General features: G+C 56.8%; 12 protein-coding genes. 8 read left to right on the top strand and 4 right to left on the bottom strand.

Features of this window, described 5'->3' with window-relative positions; translation table 11 throughout:
- Nucleotides 1–28 precede the first annotated feature (28 nt).
- Nucleotides 29–1192 (bottom strand): tryptophan synthase subunit beta, encoded by a 1164-nt coding sequence (gene trpB, locus AC0YNU_RS21740; protein ID WP_475760533.1) that lies wholly within the window; start codon nucleotides 1190–1192, stop codon nucleotides 29–31.
- 290 nt (nucleotides 1193–1482) lie between these two features.
- Here trpB and AC0YNU_RS21735 point away from each other — a divergent pair, with 290 nt between their 5' ends.
- From AC0YNU_RS21735 to AC0YNU_RS21710, 6 genes are all read left to right on the top strand, one after another.
- Nucleotides 1483–4506 (top strand): chitobiase/beta-hexosaminidase C-terminal domain-containing protein, encoded by a 3024-nt coding sequence (locus AC0YNU_RS21735; protein WP_475760531.1) that lies wholly within the window; start codon nucleotides 1483–1485, stop codon nucleotides 4504–4506.
- A gap of 182 nt (nucleotides 4507–4688) precedes the next feature.
- Nucleotides 4689–9131, top strand: coding sequence for a sugar-binding protein (locus AC0YNU_RS21730; protein WP_475760529.1), 4443 nt, complete (start codon nucleotides 4689–4691; stop codon nucleotides 9129–9131).
- Nucleotides 9132–9504: 373 nt separating this feature from the next.
- Nucleotides 9505–10617, top strand: coding sequence for a Gfo/Idh/MocA family oxidoreductase (locus tag AC0YNU_RS21725; RefSeq protein ID WP_475760527.1), 1113 nt, complete (start codon nucleotides 9505–9507; stop codon nucleotides 10615–10617).
- Between the two features lie 180 nt (nucleotides 10618–10797).
- Nucleotides 10798–11361 carry an NAD(P)/FAD-dependent oxidoreductase gene (locus AC0YNU_RS21720; RefSeq protein ID WP_475760525.1) on the top strand — a complete coding sequence of 188 codons (564 nt, stop codon included), beginning with the start codon at nucleotides 10798–10800 and terminating at the stop codon, nucleotides 11359–11361.
- Nucleotides 11362–11536: 175 nt separating this feature from the next.
- Nucleotides 11537–12343: a phytanoyl-CoA dioxygenase family protein gene (locus AC0YNU_RS21715; protein ID WP_475760523.1), complete on the top strand. Its 807-nt coding sequence runs from the start codon at nucleotides 11537–11539 to the stop codon at nucleotides 12341–12343.
- Nucleotides 12344–12498: 155 nt separating this feature from the next.
- Entirely contained in the window at nucleotides 12499–13329 is an 831-nt protein-coding gene (locus tag AC0YNU_RS21710; protein WP_475760521.1) for an amidohydrolase family protein, read from the top strand.
- A 210-nt stretch (nucleotides 13330–13539) separates the two neighbouring features.
- On the opposite strand, the gene AC0YNU_RS21705 is transcribed toward AC0YNU_RS21710, so the two are convergent.
- Nucleotides 13540–13761: a hypothetical protein gene (locus AC0YNU_RS21705; protein ID WP_475760519.1), complete on the bottom strand. Its 222-nt coding sequence runs from the start codon at nucleotides 13759–13761 to the stop codon at nucleotides 13540–13542.
- Between the two features lie 165 nt (nucleotides 13762–13926).
- Between AC0YNU_RS21705 and AC0YNU_RS21700 the strand changes: the two genes are divergently transcribed.
- Both AC0YNU_RS21700 and AC0YNU_RS21695 read left to right on the top strand, forming a co-directional pair.
- Nucleotides 13927–14358 (top strand): hypothetical protein, encoded by a 432-nt coding sequence (locus AC0YNU_RS21700; protein WP_475760517.1) that lies wholly within the window; start codon nucleotides 13927–13929, stop codon nucleotides 14356–14358.
- A gap of 4 nt (nucleotides 14359–14362) precedes the next feature.
- Nucleotides 14363–14800: a ParB N-terminal domain-containing protein gene (locus AC0YNU_RS21695; protein ID WP_475760515.1), complete on the top strand. Its 438-nt coding sequence runs from the start codon at nucleotides 14363–14365 to the stop codon at nucleotides 14798–14800.
- A 130-nt stretch (nucleotides 14801–14930) separates the two neighbouring features.
- On the opposite strand, the gene AC0YNU_RS21690 is transcribed toward AC0YNU_RS21695, so the two are convergent.
- Together AC0YNU_RS21690 and AC0YNU_RS21685 are read right to left on the bottom strand one after the other, a co-directional pair.
- Nucleotides 14931–15566, bottom strand: coding sequence for a GntR family transcriptional regulator (locus tag AC0YNU_RS21690; protein WP_475760513.1), 636 nt, complete (start codon nucleotides 15564–15566; stop codon nucleotides 14931–14933).
- Nucleotides 15532–16386, bottom strand: coding sequence for a sugar phosphate isomerase/epimerase family protein (locus AC0YNU_RS21685; RefSeq protein ID WP_475760511.1), 855 nt, complete (start codon nucleotides 16384–16386; stop codon nucleotides 15532–15534). Before AC0YNU_RS21685 ends, AC0YNU_RS21690 begins: the two co-directional genes overlap by 35 nt.
- Between the last annotated feature and the right edge of the window lie 60 nt (nucleotides 16387–16446).

Genomic DNA, 16446 nt, shown 5'->3' with positions numbered 1-16446 from the left:
CTTTGTTTAATGATAGGGAAAAGGACGATTATTTATTCAGCATGTTGTAAACTTGCTCGACATCTTTGTCGCCGCGTCCCGACAGGTTAATAATGATGATTTGGTCTTTGCTCATCGTCGGCGCGAGCTTCTTGGCGTAGGCAACGGCGTGCGCGCTCTCGAGCGCGGGAATGATGCCTTCGGTGCGGGACAATTCCTGAAACGCGGCGAGCACTTCCTCATTGCTGACCGTCACGTACTCGGCGCGGCCCGTGACTTTCAGGTTGCTGTGCTCCGGTCCGATGCCCGGGTAGTCGAGGCCTGCGGCAATGGAATAGGTTTTCTTCGGATTGCCTTCCTCGTCCAGCAGCACGAGGCATTTGAAGCCGTGAATGATGCTTGGAACGCCTTCGGTCAGCGAAGGCGCTTGGTCCGGCTCCACGCCGATCAGGCGCACGGAAGGGTCGTCCAAATAATGCGCGAATGCGCCGATCGCGTTGCTGCCGCCGCCGACGCAGGCAAGCACGGCATCCGGGAGACGGCCTTCTTTCTCCAGAATCTGCCGCTTCGATTCCTCGCTGACGACGGATTGGAAATGCTTGACCATCGTCGGGAACGGGTGCGGGCCGACAGCGGAGCCGAGCAGGTAGAACGTATTCTTGTAATTCTCGACCAGATCGTTCAATGCTTCGTCGACGGCATCCTTCAACCGGCCTTGGCCTTTTGCTACCGGCACGACTTTAGCGCCGAGCAGCTCCATCCGGAACACGTTGAGCGCTTGTCGGCGCGTATCCTCGGCGCCCATGTAAATGATGCATTCCATATCGAACATGGCGCATGCCGTCGCGGTGGCAACGCCGTGCTGTCCGGCTCCGGTTTCCGCGATGATCCGCTTGGCGCCCATCCGTTTGGCGAGCAAAATCTGCCCGATGACGTTATTGATTTTGTGCGCGCCGGTATGGTTCAGGTCTTCGCGCTTCAAGTAGATTTTGGCGCCGCCCCACTTGGCGGTCAATTGCTGGGCGAACGTCAGCGGGTTCTCGCGGCCGACGTATTCGCGCAGGTAGTAACGGAACTCCTCGTTGAATTCCGGGTCATCTTTGTATGTATGGAACTGATCGCTTAAGTAATTCAGAACTTCCTGCAATTCAGGTGGAACGAAGCTGCCGCCGAACTCGCCGAAATAGCCGTCTAGTGGTTGATTTTGGCTCATTTTGTAATCTCCTCCATAGTGTGAGATAGGTTCTATCGATTTAATCGTACCATATTTTTCTCGTTTGGTCTTGACAGCGAATGCCAGTTGCAGCGGACTTTTTTCTCGTTTTTACCGTGGAAACGATACGATTCCCCCATACAATTACTAGAAAATAGAGTGATATAATGGAAGGTATCTTTACGCGCGCTTTCCGTAGTAAGCGCTGGAACAGGAAGGGGAATGCGATGAACTTGGGCTGATTATCGAAAGCGCTTTCAAAAAAACCGATCATTCAGGAGGTATCATTCATGACGTCAAACTTAAGAATTCGCCGCATAAGTGTTTTTCTTTGTTTTGTGTTTCTAATGAATCTCTTTCTCATCTCCACGAAATCCGAAACAGCTTTCGCAGCAGCGCAGAACGTCGCCGGATCAGGCACTGTCATCGCGAGCGTGACCAACCCGTCGGGCGGCGGCAATCATGATATCAATGTTATCCGCGACGGCGTCAAGCCGGCCGCAGGCAGCACGGATCCTTCCAAGCAGTACGATACGTTCAGCTGCTGCGGGACGTCAGATCAATACTATGGCTATACGTTCAGTTCGAACCAAACCTTCACGCAGCTGGTATTCCAGGAAGGTCTTCACAACTCCAACGGCGGCTGGTTTGCTGACGGAACCCTCAAGGTCCAGGCAAGACAGGGCGGCGTGTGGGTCGATGTCGCGGCATCGGTCAGCCCTTCGTATCCGAACTCCAATTCCCAATCGGGCTTCGGACAATCCTATGAGACGTATACCTTCACGCTTAGCAACGTCGTTGCGGACGGACTTCGCATCTACGGGACAACAGGTGGTCTTGCCCACTATGTGAGCATTGGCGAGCTGGAGGTTTGGGCGGATAACGGCGCACCTTCGACCGTGGCGACGCCGACGTTCTCGCCTGCTGGCGGCACGTATACGTCGACGCAATCCGTATCGTTGTCGACTTCGACGTCGGGAGCATCGATCTACTACACGACGGACGGCAGCACGCCGACGACGGGTTCGACGCTCTACAGCGGCGCGATCAGCGTGACGTCGACGAAGACGATCAAAGCGATCGCTGTCAAGTCGGGGATGACGAACTCCGCGGTTGCGAGCGCTACATACACGATTTCGATTCCGGCAACGGTAGCGACGCCGACGTTCTCGCCAGCGGGCGGTACGTATACATCGACGCAATCCGTAACGTTATCGACTTCGACATCGGGCGCATCCATCTATTACACGACGGATGGCAGCACGCCGACGACGGGTTCGACGCTCTATAGCAGCGCGATCAGCGTGGCATCGACGAAGACGATCAAAGCGATCGCGGTCAAGTCGGGGATGACGAACTCCGCGGTAGCGAGCGCGACGTACACGATCTCGATACCGTCGACGGTGGCGACGCCGACGTTCTCGCCAGCGGGCGGCACGTATACATCGGCGCAATCGGTGTCGTTATCGACTTCGACATCGGGCGCATCCATCTATTACACAACGGATGGCAGCACGCCGACGACGGGTTCGACGCTCTACAGCAGCGCGATCAGCGTGGCATCGACGAAGACGATCAAAGCGATAGCGGTCAAGTCAGGCATGACGAACTCCGCGGTAGCGAGCGCAACGTACACGATCTCGATTCCGGCAACGGTGGCGACGCCGACGTTCTCGCCAGCAGGCGGCACGTATACGTCGGCGCAATCCGTAACGTTATCGACTTCGACATCGGGCGCATCCATCTATTACACGACGGACGGCAGCACGCCGACGATAAGCTCGACGCTCTTTAGCAGCGCGATCAGCGTAACGACGACGAAGACGATCAAAGCGATCGCCGTGAAGTCGGGCATGACGAACTCCGCGGTAGCGAGCGCGACGTACACGATTTCGACCGGTACGGGCGGCCAAAGCATTCCGGCCAAAATTCAAGCCGAGAGCTACAGCAGCTATAACGGCGTCGCCCAATTCACGTCCAGCACCGGTGACGTCTATATCGGCAATACCCTTCCGGGAAACTGGATGGAATACAACGTTAACGTCCAAACAGCCGGCTATTACAATGTGACGTTCCGCGTCGCCGCGCCAAGCGATCAACGCAAATTCGAACTGCGGAACGCAGCCGGCACGGCTTTGGCTTCGATGACGTTCAACAACACGGGCGGCTGGGAATCGTGGACCACGATCTCCGTCACGCTTAATCTGTCCGCAGGCAGCCAAACGCTGCGCGTCTACAGTTTGACCGAGGGTTGGAACATCGATTGGATCGATTTCGCCTATCTGACGCCGCCGCCTGCAGGCCCAATCTCCATCACGACCTGCGGTGCCACGGCCAATGATGCTACGGACGATCTGGCCGCGATCAACGCTTGCGCCGCCCAGGCCAAAGTGTTCGGCAGAGTACTGTCCATTCCGGCCGGCAACTTCTTGCTGAGCGATATCATCACGTTTGACGGCGTCAGCGTGAACGGCGCAGGCAAGACGGTGTCGACGCTGACATCGACGAACCCGAACCGCGGTTCGATCGACGTTAAGGGCGACGGCATCACGATCAGCAACTTCAAGCATGCCTTCGCGACCGTCGTTCCAAGGGGAGACGGCAACGATACGAAGAACAGCTTCACCATTCGCGGCGCTACGAATTTTACGATCGACAACATTTGGGTCTATACGGCCAGCACGGCCGGCATTCTCGTTCGCGGCGGCTCCAATGGCATCATCAAGAACAGCACCGTTGAGAACACGAACGCCGACGGCATTCATATGACGAACGGCGCATCGTATATGACGGTGGATTCGAACCTGGTCAAAGGCACGGGCGACGACTGCATCGCCGTCGTCAGCTACACGCAGGACGGACCGCGCGATCACCATATTACGATCAAGAACAACGACGTCGGCTACAATGCGCAGGCTCGCGGCATTTCCGTCGTCGGCGGCGCGGACGTCAATATCGACGACAACTTGATCAACAATACCGAGATGGCGGGCATCTACATTTCCGTCGAAGCGGAATGGAACACGGCCGACGTCGACCGGATCACGCTGAACCGGAACACGATCGACCATACCGGCCTTCGCACGGCTAACGGCCATCCGAACGTGCTCGTGTATTGCTCGCAGGGCAACCTCAACAGCGTCACGTTCAACGATAATATCATCAAGAACGCGGCAAGCGGCGGCATCGGCGTATGGGGCGGCGGTTATATCGGCACGATTACGTTCAACACCAACACCGTTACCAATTCCGCCGGAGCACCGACGACGTTCCTGAACGGCACGATCGTGCTGAACGGAAACACAGGCTTCTAGAAGTCTAGCAAAAGAGCTGTATCTTGGGTCTTGAAACAGCGGATCGTCCGCGAATCGTCGCTCTCCGCCCGCCATCGCGAGCGGAGAGCAGGCGTTTCGCTAACACAGCTTCATTTCAGCCAGGGAGGGTAATTCATATGCTAGGAAAGAAGAAAACGCTGTCCATGTTAATGAGTTTCACAATGTTGTTCGGAATGTTTGCCGCAACAGCGGGAACGGGCAGGGCTGCTGCCGATGGGGCGCCGGTTTCACCGGGGAAAATCGAAATCGAAGCTTTTGAGAATATGAGCGGCATTAAGACGGATGCGCTGCCGGGGGGCACGGATAAAGAGGAATACATCGGCTGGACCGATGCCGGCGACTGGATGGATTACCGATTGAACGTTGCGCAGGACGGGCTCTACCGTATCGAGTTCCGGGTCGCAAGCCCGCTCGACACCTCCAAGCTGCAGATCAAGAACGAAGCGGATCAAGTGAAAGCGACCGTGAATATCCCCAAAACAGGCGCTACTGGGGACGATTGGTTCGATTGGGTGACAATAAGTGCGGACGTGAACTTAACGGCCGGCTCGCAGCTGCTTCGCATCTACGTGCTGAGCGCCGGATTCAATATCGATTGGATGAATATCACCTATCTCTCCGAGCCGGTTCCGGAAGAAGAGAATCCGGAAGAGCCCGCGCCGGAGCCTCGCGCGCTGAACGAGCTGCCTGGCAAAGTAGAAGCCGAGAGTTATGGAGCGACGCGCGGCGGAGTGAAGGGAGCGTCTACCGACGCTGCGAACAGCCAAGCGGTATCCTTGCCGAATGCCGGCGATTGGATCGACTTCCCTTATGCGCATGCCGCGCAAGGCGGGACTTATGATATCTCCTTCCGGGCTGCGAGCGGGAGCGAGGGTAAGCAGCTGAAGCTGGAGAATGCGTTCGGGGACAAATTGGCCGAAATAACTGTTCCGAATACGGGTGGCGAAGATACATGGCAGACGGTTCATGCCTCCGTTACGCTTCCGGCAGGCGTGCAAACGCTGCGCGTCAGCGCTCCGACTGGTGGAGTGCGCCTGGAATGGCTGAACGCCGAGTTGGTCACGCCGGTGTCCAATACGAGGCCGGAGCCGGAAAATGCGCTCAACGTCGTCGACGATTGCGGAGCGACGGCAAACGACGATACGGACGATACCGAAGCTATCCAAACTTGTATCGACCAAGCCAAGGATGCTAAAAAGACGGTCTACGTCCCGGAAGGTAAATTCCTCTACAGCGCCATCTTGACGCTGGACGGCGTAGATCTGACGGGAGCTGGACCTGCATCCATCCTGCACAGCACGAACCTAGCGGAGCAATGTCTCCAAATTACGGGAGATGGCACGGATGTCAGCTATGTCCGACTGACGACCAAGCGCGCGACGCAGCGGCTGTCCACGGACGTCTCCGCTCGTATTTACGTAGATTCCAAAGCAACCAAGTTTACGATCACGCATACCGAGATCGACGGTGCATCCTCCGCGGGCATCATCAACTTTGGCGCATACGGCGTCATCAGTGACAATCTCGTAGCGAATACGCTGGCCGACGGTATCCACAATACTGGATTGTCGCACGATCTCGTTATCGAGAACAATATTTGCCGCGACAACGGCGACGATCAGATTGCGGTCGTATCCTACGAGAAGAACAGCGGCTGGGTGAAGAACGTCACGATTAGCCATAACGACGTCGCCGGCGGACTCGCGCGCGGCATCACGCTTTCCGGCGGCGAGAAGCTGACGGTCCAGAATAACCGCATCTCCACCGTGGGCGGAGCGGGCATCTTCCTCGCTTCCGAAGGCAGCTACCAGACGTACACGGTCAAGGACGCGACGGTTTCCGGCAATACGGTCATTAACGACAGCCAGAACGGCTCCGTACCGGAGAAGGGCGGGCTTCGGCTGCAAGCGACGTACAAGGACCCGAGCATTCAGAACGGGTTGTTCGAGAACAATCATTTCTACGGCTCAGGGGACAGCGGTATTCTGGTTGTCGGCACGGCCGTCATCGACGACGCCGTATTCAACAACAACGTCATCGAGAAGCCGGCAGCTTACGGCATCAGCCTCGTGAAGACCGTGGTCGGCAATCTGACGTTCGCCGGCAATACGGTCACGGACTCCGGCAAAGCGGCATTCTCGAATCTGGCTTCCGGTGCGACGGTCGTCAGCGACATGACGAACGAAGGCAACGGCGAAGAAGGACCGCAGAGCGATTACGTGGCGGTGAAGGCCACGCCGGTCATTGACGGAGAAGTCGACAAGCTGTGGAAATATTCCACGGCGCTCCAGATGGGCGCATCGGCATCAGGCACGACCGGAACCGTAAGAATCGCTTGGGATGAAGACGCGTTGTATTATCTATTCGATATGAAGGACAGCACGCCATTCGCGGAGGGTACCGACGAGAAAAACGACTCCGTCGAAGTGTGGGTGGACGAGCTGAATGCCAAGCATGGCGCACGCTCGACAGGCGATTATCACGCTCGATTAGGCTTGAATGACGTACTGTCTACGGCATCAGGGCTCGACCTTACGAACGTGCCGCACAAGGTTACCACGACCGAAGACGGCTATATCGCGGAGTTTGCCGTTCCGTATACGGCGTTGACGCCTGCGGTCGGCAAGCTGATCGGCTTCAACGCGAGCGCCAACGATGACGCTAACGGCGACGGGCAGCGTGATGACTACATCAGTTGGATCGACAAGAATCTGCCGTATTGGGCGGATACCAAGGTATACAACGAAGTGGAATTGATCGGCACGCCGGCCAGCACGCTGCCGCAAGCGACGAAGGGCAAGCCGGTCATCGACGGCACGGTAGACAAGCTGTGGAGCCACTCCACGACGCTGCAGATGAGCGATACGTCCAAGGGCACGACAGGCACGGCGAAGATCGCTTGGGATGAAGACGCGCTGTACTATTTATTCCAAATGAAAGACAGCACGCCGTTCGCGACGGCAGCGAACGAGAATAACGATTCCGTCGAGGTATGGACCGACGAGCTGAATACGAAGAACGGTTCGCGCACGATAGGCGATTATCAGCTTCGCTTGGATCTGAACGACGTCTTATCGAGCGCTACGGACCTGGATCTCTCGAGCGTGACGCATAAGGTCGTTCCGACGAGCGATGGCTACATCGCGGAGTTCGCGGTTCCGTATTCGGAACTGTCGCCGCAGGTAGATTCGATCATCGGCTTTAACGCCAGCGCCAACGACGACGAGAACGGCGACGGCAAACGCGATAATTATATCAGCTGGATCGATAAGAACTTGCCTTATTGGGCGGACACCAAGGTGTACAACGAGGTAGCGCTGGCGAAAGCGGCAGCGGATCCGGATCCGCAGCCGGACAATTCGACTCCGTATATCCCGCTGCCTGACGCTTCGACTGTCATTTCCACGGATACGAACGGAGCCGCAGTAGTCGTGCCGCGTGCTAGCGTGAATGCCCAAGATGGGTCTGTATCCGCGGCAATCACCGCGCAAGATTGGGAGAAGGCACTGAAGGCGGCGAAGCCGGACGCTGATGGCGGCGCACGGATCTTGATCGACTTGAAAGGCACCGGCGATTCCCATGATTACGCACTGAAGCTGCCGGCAGGCGCGCTGTCTGGCGCCGATGGGAACGCTGTCCAAGCCCAGGTTCGGACTTCGACCGCAACGATTACGTTGTCAAACGACATGTTCGCGGCAGATGAGTGGGACGCAAGCGACGTGACGCTCCGTATTCGCCAAGTGGACGCAAGCAGCTTGGATGCAGATGTGAAAGCGAAGATCGGCAACCACCCGGTCATCTCTCTCGATTTTCAAGCGAACGGTCAACCGCTTGCATGGAACAATTCGGAGGCTCCGGTTACCGTATCGATTCCTTATCAGCCGAGCGCGGAAGAGCTTGCTAATCCCGAGCTGCTCGTGATCTGGTATGTCGACGGCAGCGGCCATGCCACGCCGGTCACGAACGGTCATTACGATGCGCAATCCGGCACCATAACATTTGAGACGACGCATTTCAGCCAGTATGCGGTCGTTTATGCAGCACCTTCGTTTACCGATATTGGTGCTTTAGGCTGGGCTAACAAGCAAATCGACGCCCTTGCGGCAAAAAGCATCCTGAATGGTATGTCCGAAGGCAAGTTCAGTCCGCTCACGAACGTGAAACGCGCCGACTTCGTCGTCATGCTGATTCGGGCACTCGGCTTGAACGCAGCATCGGGCACGTCATTTGACGACGTAAGCGCTCAGGACGGCTTCAGTCAAGCCGTAGGCATCGCACGCACGCTCGGCATCGTGAACGGAACGGGGGATAACCGCTTCCTTCCGGGCGCGCTTATCACTAGGGAAGACATGCTCGTCATGGCCGACCGTGCCATGATCGTCGCCAGGAAGTTGAACGCGAATCAAGGCACGGATGAAGCGCTCGGCGCCGTGAAGGATGCGGAGGCGATCGCCGGCTATGCGGCAGACAGTATCTCGAGACTGCTGCATGCGGGACTTATCCAAGGCAGCGGCGGCATGGTAGCGCCGAAGGCGTGGTCGAACAGAGCGCAAGCCGCGGTCCTGATTTATAATCTTATTCATTATCCGTCCGGCACGAAGTAGTACCGGGGCGGCAATCGAAGAAGCGCGCAGTCTCCTGCAGGCTGCGCGCTATTTTGTTGGAACGCTTGCGTTGGATCAGATCGATTAACATTTTCATAGGCGACGATTAAGATATTCGCTTATTAACAGCAAAGGTACCTACTACAATGAAGAGGAAATGCGCCACCTGGAATAACAGATTGGATCTTGCTTCCAGGCTGGCCAATCGTTCAGTTGCTTGGGTAAGGGAGCAATATATTCCAGTTTAAAGGATTTTTGGAACGCTTCTCGAAGGAGTTAATACAGGCTGCACGCTCAGGCGCAGAAGGAAAGCGGCGTCCAACAAAACAGGATGAATACAAGCATCATGCGAACATTCGGAAGGAGATTAACGATGAGTAAAGTAATCAAGCTTGGTCTAATTGGCCTTGGAGAAGCAGCGCAGGTCATTCATTTGCCCGTCCTGCAGGCCATGGGGGATGTATTCGAAATCGCGGCGGTGTGCGATATTTCCCCGACTCTCGTGCAGGTTATCGGAGAACAATACCGGGTTGCCGGTCGTTATACGTCCGCGGAAGATCTGCTGGATGACGAGGCGGTCGAGGCGGTGCTTGTCTTGAACAGCGACGAGTATCATGCCGACTGTATCGTTGGCGCGTTGGAGCGCGATAAGCATGCATTCGTAGAGAAGCCGATGTGCTTGACCAAGTCCGACGCGAATCGCATCATCGCGGCGAAGAACGCTTCGGCCGGCAAGTTGATGGTCGGTTATATGCGTCGTTATGCGCCAGCGTTCGTCGAAGCCGTTCAGGAAGTGAAGAAGCTCGGCCGGATCAATTACGCGCGCGTGCGCGATATTATCGGACAGAACAGCTATTTCATTCAGCAAAGCGCGAACGTGCTGCGTTTCACCGACATTCCGGCCGAGCTGGCAGAAGACCGGCGCCTGCGCGGCCAAGCGCTCGCTAAGGAAGCGCTCGGCGAGAAGGCAGACCGCTTCTATGGCACGTATCGCCTGATGGGAGGGCTTAGCAGCCATGACTTGTCCGCGATGCGCGAAATGCTAGGCATGCCGGCTCGTGTTCTGGCGGCTTCACGCTGGAACGACGGCCAGTTCATGAGCGCCATGTTCCAATATGATGACGGTTTCAACGTGCTGTTCGAGACAGGCGTCGACCATCAAGGGCGCTTCGATGCTTCCATCGAAGTGATGGGCGAGACGGGCACGGTGCGGGTCGATTACGATACGGCCTATATCCGGCACCTCCCGACGGTGCTGACGGTTACGGAAACGACGGGCGATCGGTTCAAAGAAACGGTTACCCGACCGACGTTCACGGATGCGTATACGATCGAGCTGCGGCATTTCTATGAAGTGATCGTGAACGATGCGCCGATCAAGACGACGCCGGAGGATGCGGCACAGGATCTGGAATTGTTCCAGATGCTGATTGAAGCGATGGACGAATCCGAGCAGCGCGCGTCGCGCGCGCAGACGATTTCTTAATACGAGTCTCGGGTAACAAAAGTCGGCGGATACCGGCGATATTCAAAACATTCCAATATGAAAAGTTGTGGAATAGATTTTCAATCGGTATGATAGAGTAGGAACGGAACTGCCAAATGTTTGAAGCATGCACGTTCGGCAGGTTCGTTACTTACGAATCTCATTCTGGGAGGTTAAGGCATGGCAGAAATTGCGATTATCGGAGCAGGACCGGCTGGCGGAAGCGCCGCCTTGTTCGCAGCGAAGGCAGGCAAGCAAACGCTGTTGATCGACAGCGATCAGAGCATTACGAAGAAGGCATGGATCGAGAACCATTACGGCGTATCCGAGATCAAAGGTCCGGATCTGGTGGAAATCGGCATTCAGCAGGCGAAGAAATTCGGCGCTGAGTACGTGCAAGCCAAAGTGACGGAAATCGCGAAGACGGATGACGGCTTCAATATCGTCACGGAATCCGGCGAAACGCATCAGGCGAAAGTCGTTATCGTAGCCTCCGGCTTGTTCCTGGACTTCGCCGAGAAATCCGGCTTGCAGACGAAGCCCGGCACCGAGCCGCGGATCAAAACGATTCTCGAAGCGGACGCGGACGGTCGCACCAACGTCGAAGGCATCTGGGCTGCCGGCACTTGCGCCGGCGTCAGCGTGCATACGATCGTTACGGCAGGCGACGGCGCGAAAGTCGCAATCAACGTCATTAGCGAGCTGAACGGCGCGCGTTATGTCGACCATGACCTTTTGAAATAGGCATCTTCCTGCTCTCTCTCTTCTTATGATGCAGCTACCTGCATAATTTTGAAGAGGGGGAGTTTTTTTTTGCATGCGTGCAGGAGTTGTCGAACCAAGGTGGAAAGTGTTTACTGAAAGCGCATTCTTGTGAGACGTATGTATCGCATCAACTCAAAAAAGCGGAGGGTGAAGCATGCAGTTAAGCCAAGCGCAAATCGATTTTTTCGAGACGTTCGGATTTATCAAGTTTCCGCAGCTGATGGCGGACCGCCTGGATTGGATCATCGAGGAATTCACGAAGACGTTTCCGGAGGAGAACAAGCATGACGGCTCGAAGCGGACGTGTATCGTGCCGTTCATCGACCAACGCATGTCCGTGCTGCTCGACGATCCGCGTATTCTCGCGATCGGCCGGCAATTGCTAGGCGAGGATTTCAATTACATGGGCAGCGACGGCAATTATTACACCGGCGATACGGGCTGGCACCGGGACGGCTATCATGAGAAATACAGGCATATTAAGATCGCGTTCTACCTTGACGAGCTGGACGGGGATTCCGGCGCGCTCCGCGTCATTCCGGGCACGCATCGGCTGCATGATAAATACGGCGATGATCTGACGTTCAGAATGAGAGATCCGCTCAAGACATGGGATGTTGCGGGAGCAGACGTGCCGGCACAGGTGCTGGACGTGACGCCGGGCGATATTCTGGTGTTCGACCACAATACGTTCCACTCTTCATGGAATGGCAATACGAGCCGCAGAATGTTCACCATCAACATGTGCCAGCGTTATGCGCAAGAAGACGTTCAGGAGCTGCGGGACTATATCGCCGGCGCAGCGAGATTCTGGATCGACCGCGCATTCTCCGAGACGATGATGAATACGGCGTCGCCGGAGCGCAAGGTGCATTTGGAGCAGGTGATGGCGAATGACGACCATTTGGCAGCGCTCAGCGCCAAGGCGCGCCAGGAGATGGCGGAGCCGGCGCGGGGTTGATGGCCGGCGGTCTCAGAAGTAGAACTAGAACTAGAAGTAGAACTAGAAGCAAATGCGTCTGTAGTCCCCCTGTTGGCTGGACGGCCGGCAGGGGATTTTTCGTCTGATGCACGGCTCGATCGTCATGCATGATCAGTGAAAAGGAGAAATGAAGCATGCGCATAGACGCCCATCAGCATTACTGGAGCATCGCCCGGACGGATTACGGCTGGCTGACGCCGGAGACGGGCATACTCTACCGGGACTATCAGCCGGACGAGCTGAAGCCGCTGCTTGAGCAGCATGGATTGGACGCTTCGATCGTCGTGCAGGCGGCGCCGACGACGGAGGAAACCGCCTATATGTTATCTTTGGCGGATCGGGATTCCACGATAGCCGGCGTCGTCGGCTGGCTGGATTTCGAAGGCGACTCGTTCGATAGCGATTACAGGCGGTTTCGCGCCAACCCGAAATTCGTCGGCGTTCGGCCGATGATTCAGGATTTGCCCTCCGAGTGGATTCTGCGCGAGCGCGTCATCGAACGCTTTCGGCTGCTTGCCGCCGAGCAGTTCCCGGTAGATTTGCAGGCCAATCCGCGGCATCTGCCCTTCATCGCCGAGCTGCTGCAGCAGGTTCCGGACCTGCGGGCCGTGATCGACCATCTTGCTAAACCATTGATGGACGGGGCGAAGCGGGAGCCGTGGTCAGCGCAGATGATGGCGATCGCGGACTATCCCGGCGTCATGTGCAAGCTCTCGGGCATGGTGCCCGACAAGCATGACGCAGCATGGTCGGAAGCGGTTATTCGGCCGTTCGCGGAGCATGTCCTGCGCGTCTTCGGTCTGAAGCGGGTCATGTTCGGCAGCGATTGGCCGGTTTGCCTGAACGGCGGAACGTACGAGCAGGTATGGGAGCTGGCCGCTTCCTTGCTGGGAGAGGGACTGACGGAGGAAGCGAAGCAGGATGTCTACGGAGGGAATGCCGCGCGATTCTATCGCATTGGTTAATGAACGAATATAGCGTGTCATGGCAGCAAAAAAACCAGCCTTGCCGCAGCAGTTGCGGGGCTCGGCCGGCTTCTGAGCAGGCGATTCGTTTGGAGAGCGGCAGGTTTTGTTCAACTGAGTCATCCGTTCAACGGGCAGCAATTCTCAATCCATGCAGGCGTCCGTGCGATCCAGCTGCTAGTGCAGGCGTCCGTACGATTCAGCTGCTAATCAACGGACTCCCTTGCGCCGTCTGTTCTTGGCGCCTCGTCTTACGCTGGCAACATCTGCGCCTTCGGCAGCAGCGCCTCCGGCAGGCGAGTTGGTCTCCGCGTTGTTTTCCACGACGCTCTTGTTCGTATCCCTTCCGACGATGGGAAGGATATCCGCGTTCCCGAACAGAATCGTCCCGTTGTTGGTGACGATGATCGCGGTATGGATCCAGCAGGCCATCGGGGCATCATCTTCCTTGTTCTATGTTGTCCTATGCGTACGTTGCAGCGTGCTAGTCTAGCATATGACGAAATGGCAGCGCCCGAATTGGCGCATGTCCGGCATTCAAGGAACATATTTACGCCTTCCTTCGTCATGAGACTGAAGAGGAGCGTGGGGGTTCTTATGAAGATCAATAAGCAAGCGTGCATGCAACTGATGCTCGTCCTGATAATCGGCGCATTAAGCGCTGGAGTGCTGTCTGCATGCAGCATGGCGAATCACGACGAGCCCGTGCAGGCGAACGGCATGGCGACGCATAACCCGACCGCGCAGGAAACGCTGCAAGCGGATCCGAATGCGGATTTCTTCCAATGGGGCGATGTGATTTATTCGAATGCGTCTTCGATCGATTGGGTACAGGCCGAAACCTTGAAGGCGGAGGAAAAGGTCGGCACGATCGGGAAGAAGTATGAAGCGGGTGCGTCGTTCGAGAACGGCATGGCAACGAAACTGCCTGTTGGCGCCGAAATTTACGGGGCGTCCGAAGGCGCGTCCATCTTAATCGTCAAATGGAACGGAAACGAAGTTCGTTATCTTGCGATGCTGGAGGGATGATGATATGGCGCTTCCAATGACATTCACGCGCGAGGAGGCGGAGGCATTCGCCAGGGAAGGCTGTCTGGAGGAATGGGTGCATCTGTTCCTGAAGACAGCGGGGAATAACAAGCCCTTCTCTGACGGGCTAAAGCTGGATAGGCGGTATTGGGCGGGACCGCTGCTGCTTCCGCTGCAGGAGCTCGTTCGCTGCTGCGGTCCGGAGCCGGAGATGGAATACGTGACTCCGCAGGATAGCTGGAATACGCATGTCGATTCGTTGAAGTCGCTGCTCCAGGAAGGTTGGTCTTATCCGCCGCTCATCGTCCAGGTCGTGGACGGGCGCTTGTCGGTCCGCGACGGTAATCATCGGCATGAAGCGCTGCGCCGACTTGGCGAAGCCGCGTGCTGGGTCATTTTATGGGGCAGCGAGAGCGAGGAAGCGCTGTCGGGGTGGGACTAACCGTCAACGCGCAAAAAAGCGGCAGCTCCGGTTGGACGTTATGGCTAACGTTCCGAAGCGCCGCTTATTTGTGTTTAACTTGCATTCCGCGCTAGGTTCTACATGCTAATGTTCGACGCGGTTTAAGAGGCTACAACACCAATATCCTTGCCCCGTACTCCAAATGCTCCACCATGCGCCGCTTGGCTTCCTCGCCATTGCCGGCGAGAATCAATTCGAAGATCTCGAGATGATCGCGGTAAGACGCGATAATGCGGTCATTGTCCTTCCGAAGCACCTTCAAGGCCAGCTGGAACAGGCGGTCCTGCAAATTCTCCATCATCTGCACCATTTCGCCGTTGTCGTACACTTGCGCGAGACGGCGGTGAAAATCCGAATCGGCATGCGTGAACGCCAAGTAATCATGCTGCTCGGCCATCTGCCGCTGAAGCTCCAGGTTCTCGCGGAACCAGGCGATCTCGCCGGGCGACAGCTTGCGGTTCGACAGCTTGAAGACGATATGGCTCTCGAGGGCGATGCGGAAGTCGAAGAAATCCCCCACGCGCTGCAGGGACAACTCCGGCAGGCTCAGCCCTTTGTTCGGCGACAGGTTCAGCAGCCCTTCGGCGGCGAGCTTCTCCAGCGCGGCGCGGATCGGCGTTCGGCTCATCTGCAGCAGGTCGACCAAATATTTCTCCGTCAGCTGTTCATTGCTGCTGATCGTGCCTTCCAGCAGGAAGGCGCGCAGCTGCTCATAGGCTTTCTCTTTCAACGTTACCGGTGGCATATCTCAAATCCTCTTCTATAAAATGAACGGACCGTAAGTACGCGATGCTTTCTTCCATCCAGCGGGTTTCGGTCGCGATCGTCTCCTCGACGGAACCCGCGTAAGGCGTCCACAATTCCAGAATCGCATTGACGCCGGCCTTGCCATTCGCTTCGATAACGGCCTTCAGCCGCGGGATGTCCAGTCGTCCGGCGCCGGCAGGCGTGCCGAGAATCGTAAAGCCCATCATATGGTCGACCCTCTGGATGTCGAAATCCTTGATGTGCAGGTTAACGAGATACGGCGACAGCGCCGCGATGACGGTATCCGGCGCTTCCAGCGCGCCGAAGGAATTGACGGTATCCATGCAGCAGCCGACATGGCCGTGATTCAGGTTCTGAAATAATTGTACCAGCTGTCCCGTTGTATGCAAGCCATGATTTTCGACCGCGAGCATGACGTTCGCCGCTTCGAACGCCGGAAGTACTTCGCGAATCTGCGCTTCGGCAGCTGCCATGTCGGACGTCGTAATGAGCGTGCGAACGAGGGATGACCCTAATAGGCCGGCGATAGCGAGATACCGCAGCAGCAGCTCCGGCTCGGTTCCTCTCGTGCCGACCTCAAGTTCAACGCCTTCTTCGTCGGCGGTCCGTCTCAGCTGGCGGAGCTCTTCTTCGTTCATGGGATGCAGCGGCAAGTTGTCCCCGATTTGAAGCAGCGAGAGGCCGCGGCTGCGCGTAAGCTTGACGAGCGCTTCAGCCGTGAGCGGCTCCAGCGGGCGTTCGTAGCCCGGAACGCCGACAGACCAGGCCAAGGTGTACGTACTAAGTCCGAGTTTCATTCGAATTCCTCCTGTCCGTATTCGCGAAGCTGCCGAAACGACGTACGCTAGCCGGCAGCC

It is taken from the genome of Paenibacillus sp. J31P316, assembly GCF_056269105.1.
Note: the sequence above shows the minus strand (reverse complement) of the source record. Positions and strands in the feature narration are given on the sequence as shown.

Coding starts and splice junctions, on each gene's coding strand:
- AC0YNU_RS21725 (WP_475760527.1), top strand. CDS start 9,505: ATGAGTAAAGTAATCAAGCTTGGTCTAATTGGCCTTGGAGAAGCAGCG.
- AC0YNU_RS21710 (WP_475760521.1), top strand. CDS start 12,499: ATGCGCATAGACGCCCATCAGCATTACTGGAGCATCGCCCGGACGGAT.
- AC0YNU_RS21690 (WP_475760513.1), bottom strand. CDS start 15,566: ATGCCACCGGTAACGTTGAAAGAGAAAGCCTATGAGCAGCTGCGCGCC.
- AC0YNU_RS21700 (WP_475760517.1), top strand. CDS start 13,927: ATGAAGATCAATAAGCAAGCGTGCATGCAACTGATGCTCGTCCTGATA.
- trpB (WP_475760533.1), bottom strand. CDS start 1,192: ATGAGCCAAAATCAACCACTAGACGGCTATTTCGGCGAGTTCGGCGGC.
- AC0YNU_RS21685 (WP_475760511.1), bottom strand. CDS start 16,386: ATGAAACTCGGACTTAGTACGTACACCTTGGCCTGGTCTGTCGGCGTT.
- AC0YNU_RS21715 (WP_475760523.1), top strand. CDS start 11,537: ATGCAGTTAAGCCAAGCGCAAATCGATTTTTTCGAGACGTTCGGATTT.
- AC0YNU_RS21735 (WP_475760531.1), top strand. CDS start 1,483: ATGACGTCAAACTTAAGAATTCGCCGCATAAGTGTTTTTCTTTGTTTT.
- AC0YNU_RS21720 (WP_475760525.1), top strand. CDS start 10,798: ATGGCAGAAATTGCGATTATCGGAGCAGGACCGGCTGGCGGAAGCGCC.
- AC0YNU_RS21730 (WP_475760529.1), top strand. CDS start 4,689: ATGTTGTTCGGAATGTTTGCCGCAACAGCGGGAACGGGCAGGGCTGCT.
- AC0YNU_RS21705 (WP_475760519.1), bottom strand. CDS start 13,761: ATGGCCTGCTGGATCCATACCGCGATCATCGTCACCAACAACGGGACG.
- AC0YNU_RS21695 (WP_475760515.1), top strand. CDS start 14,363: ATGGCGCTTCCAATGACATTCACGCGCGAGGAGGCGGAGGCATTCGCC.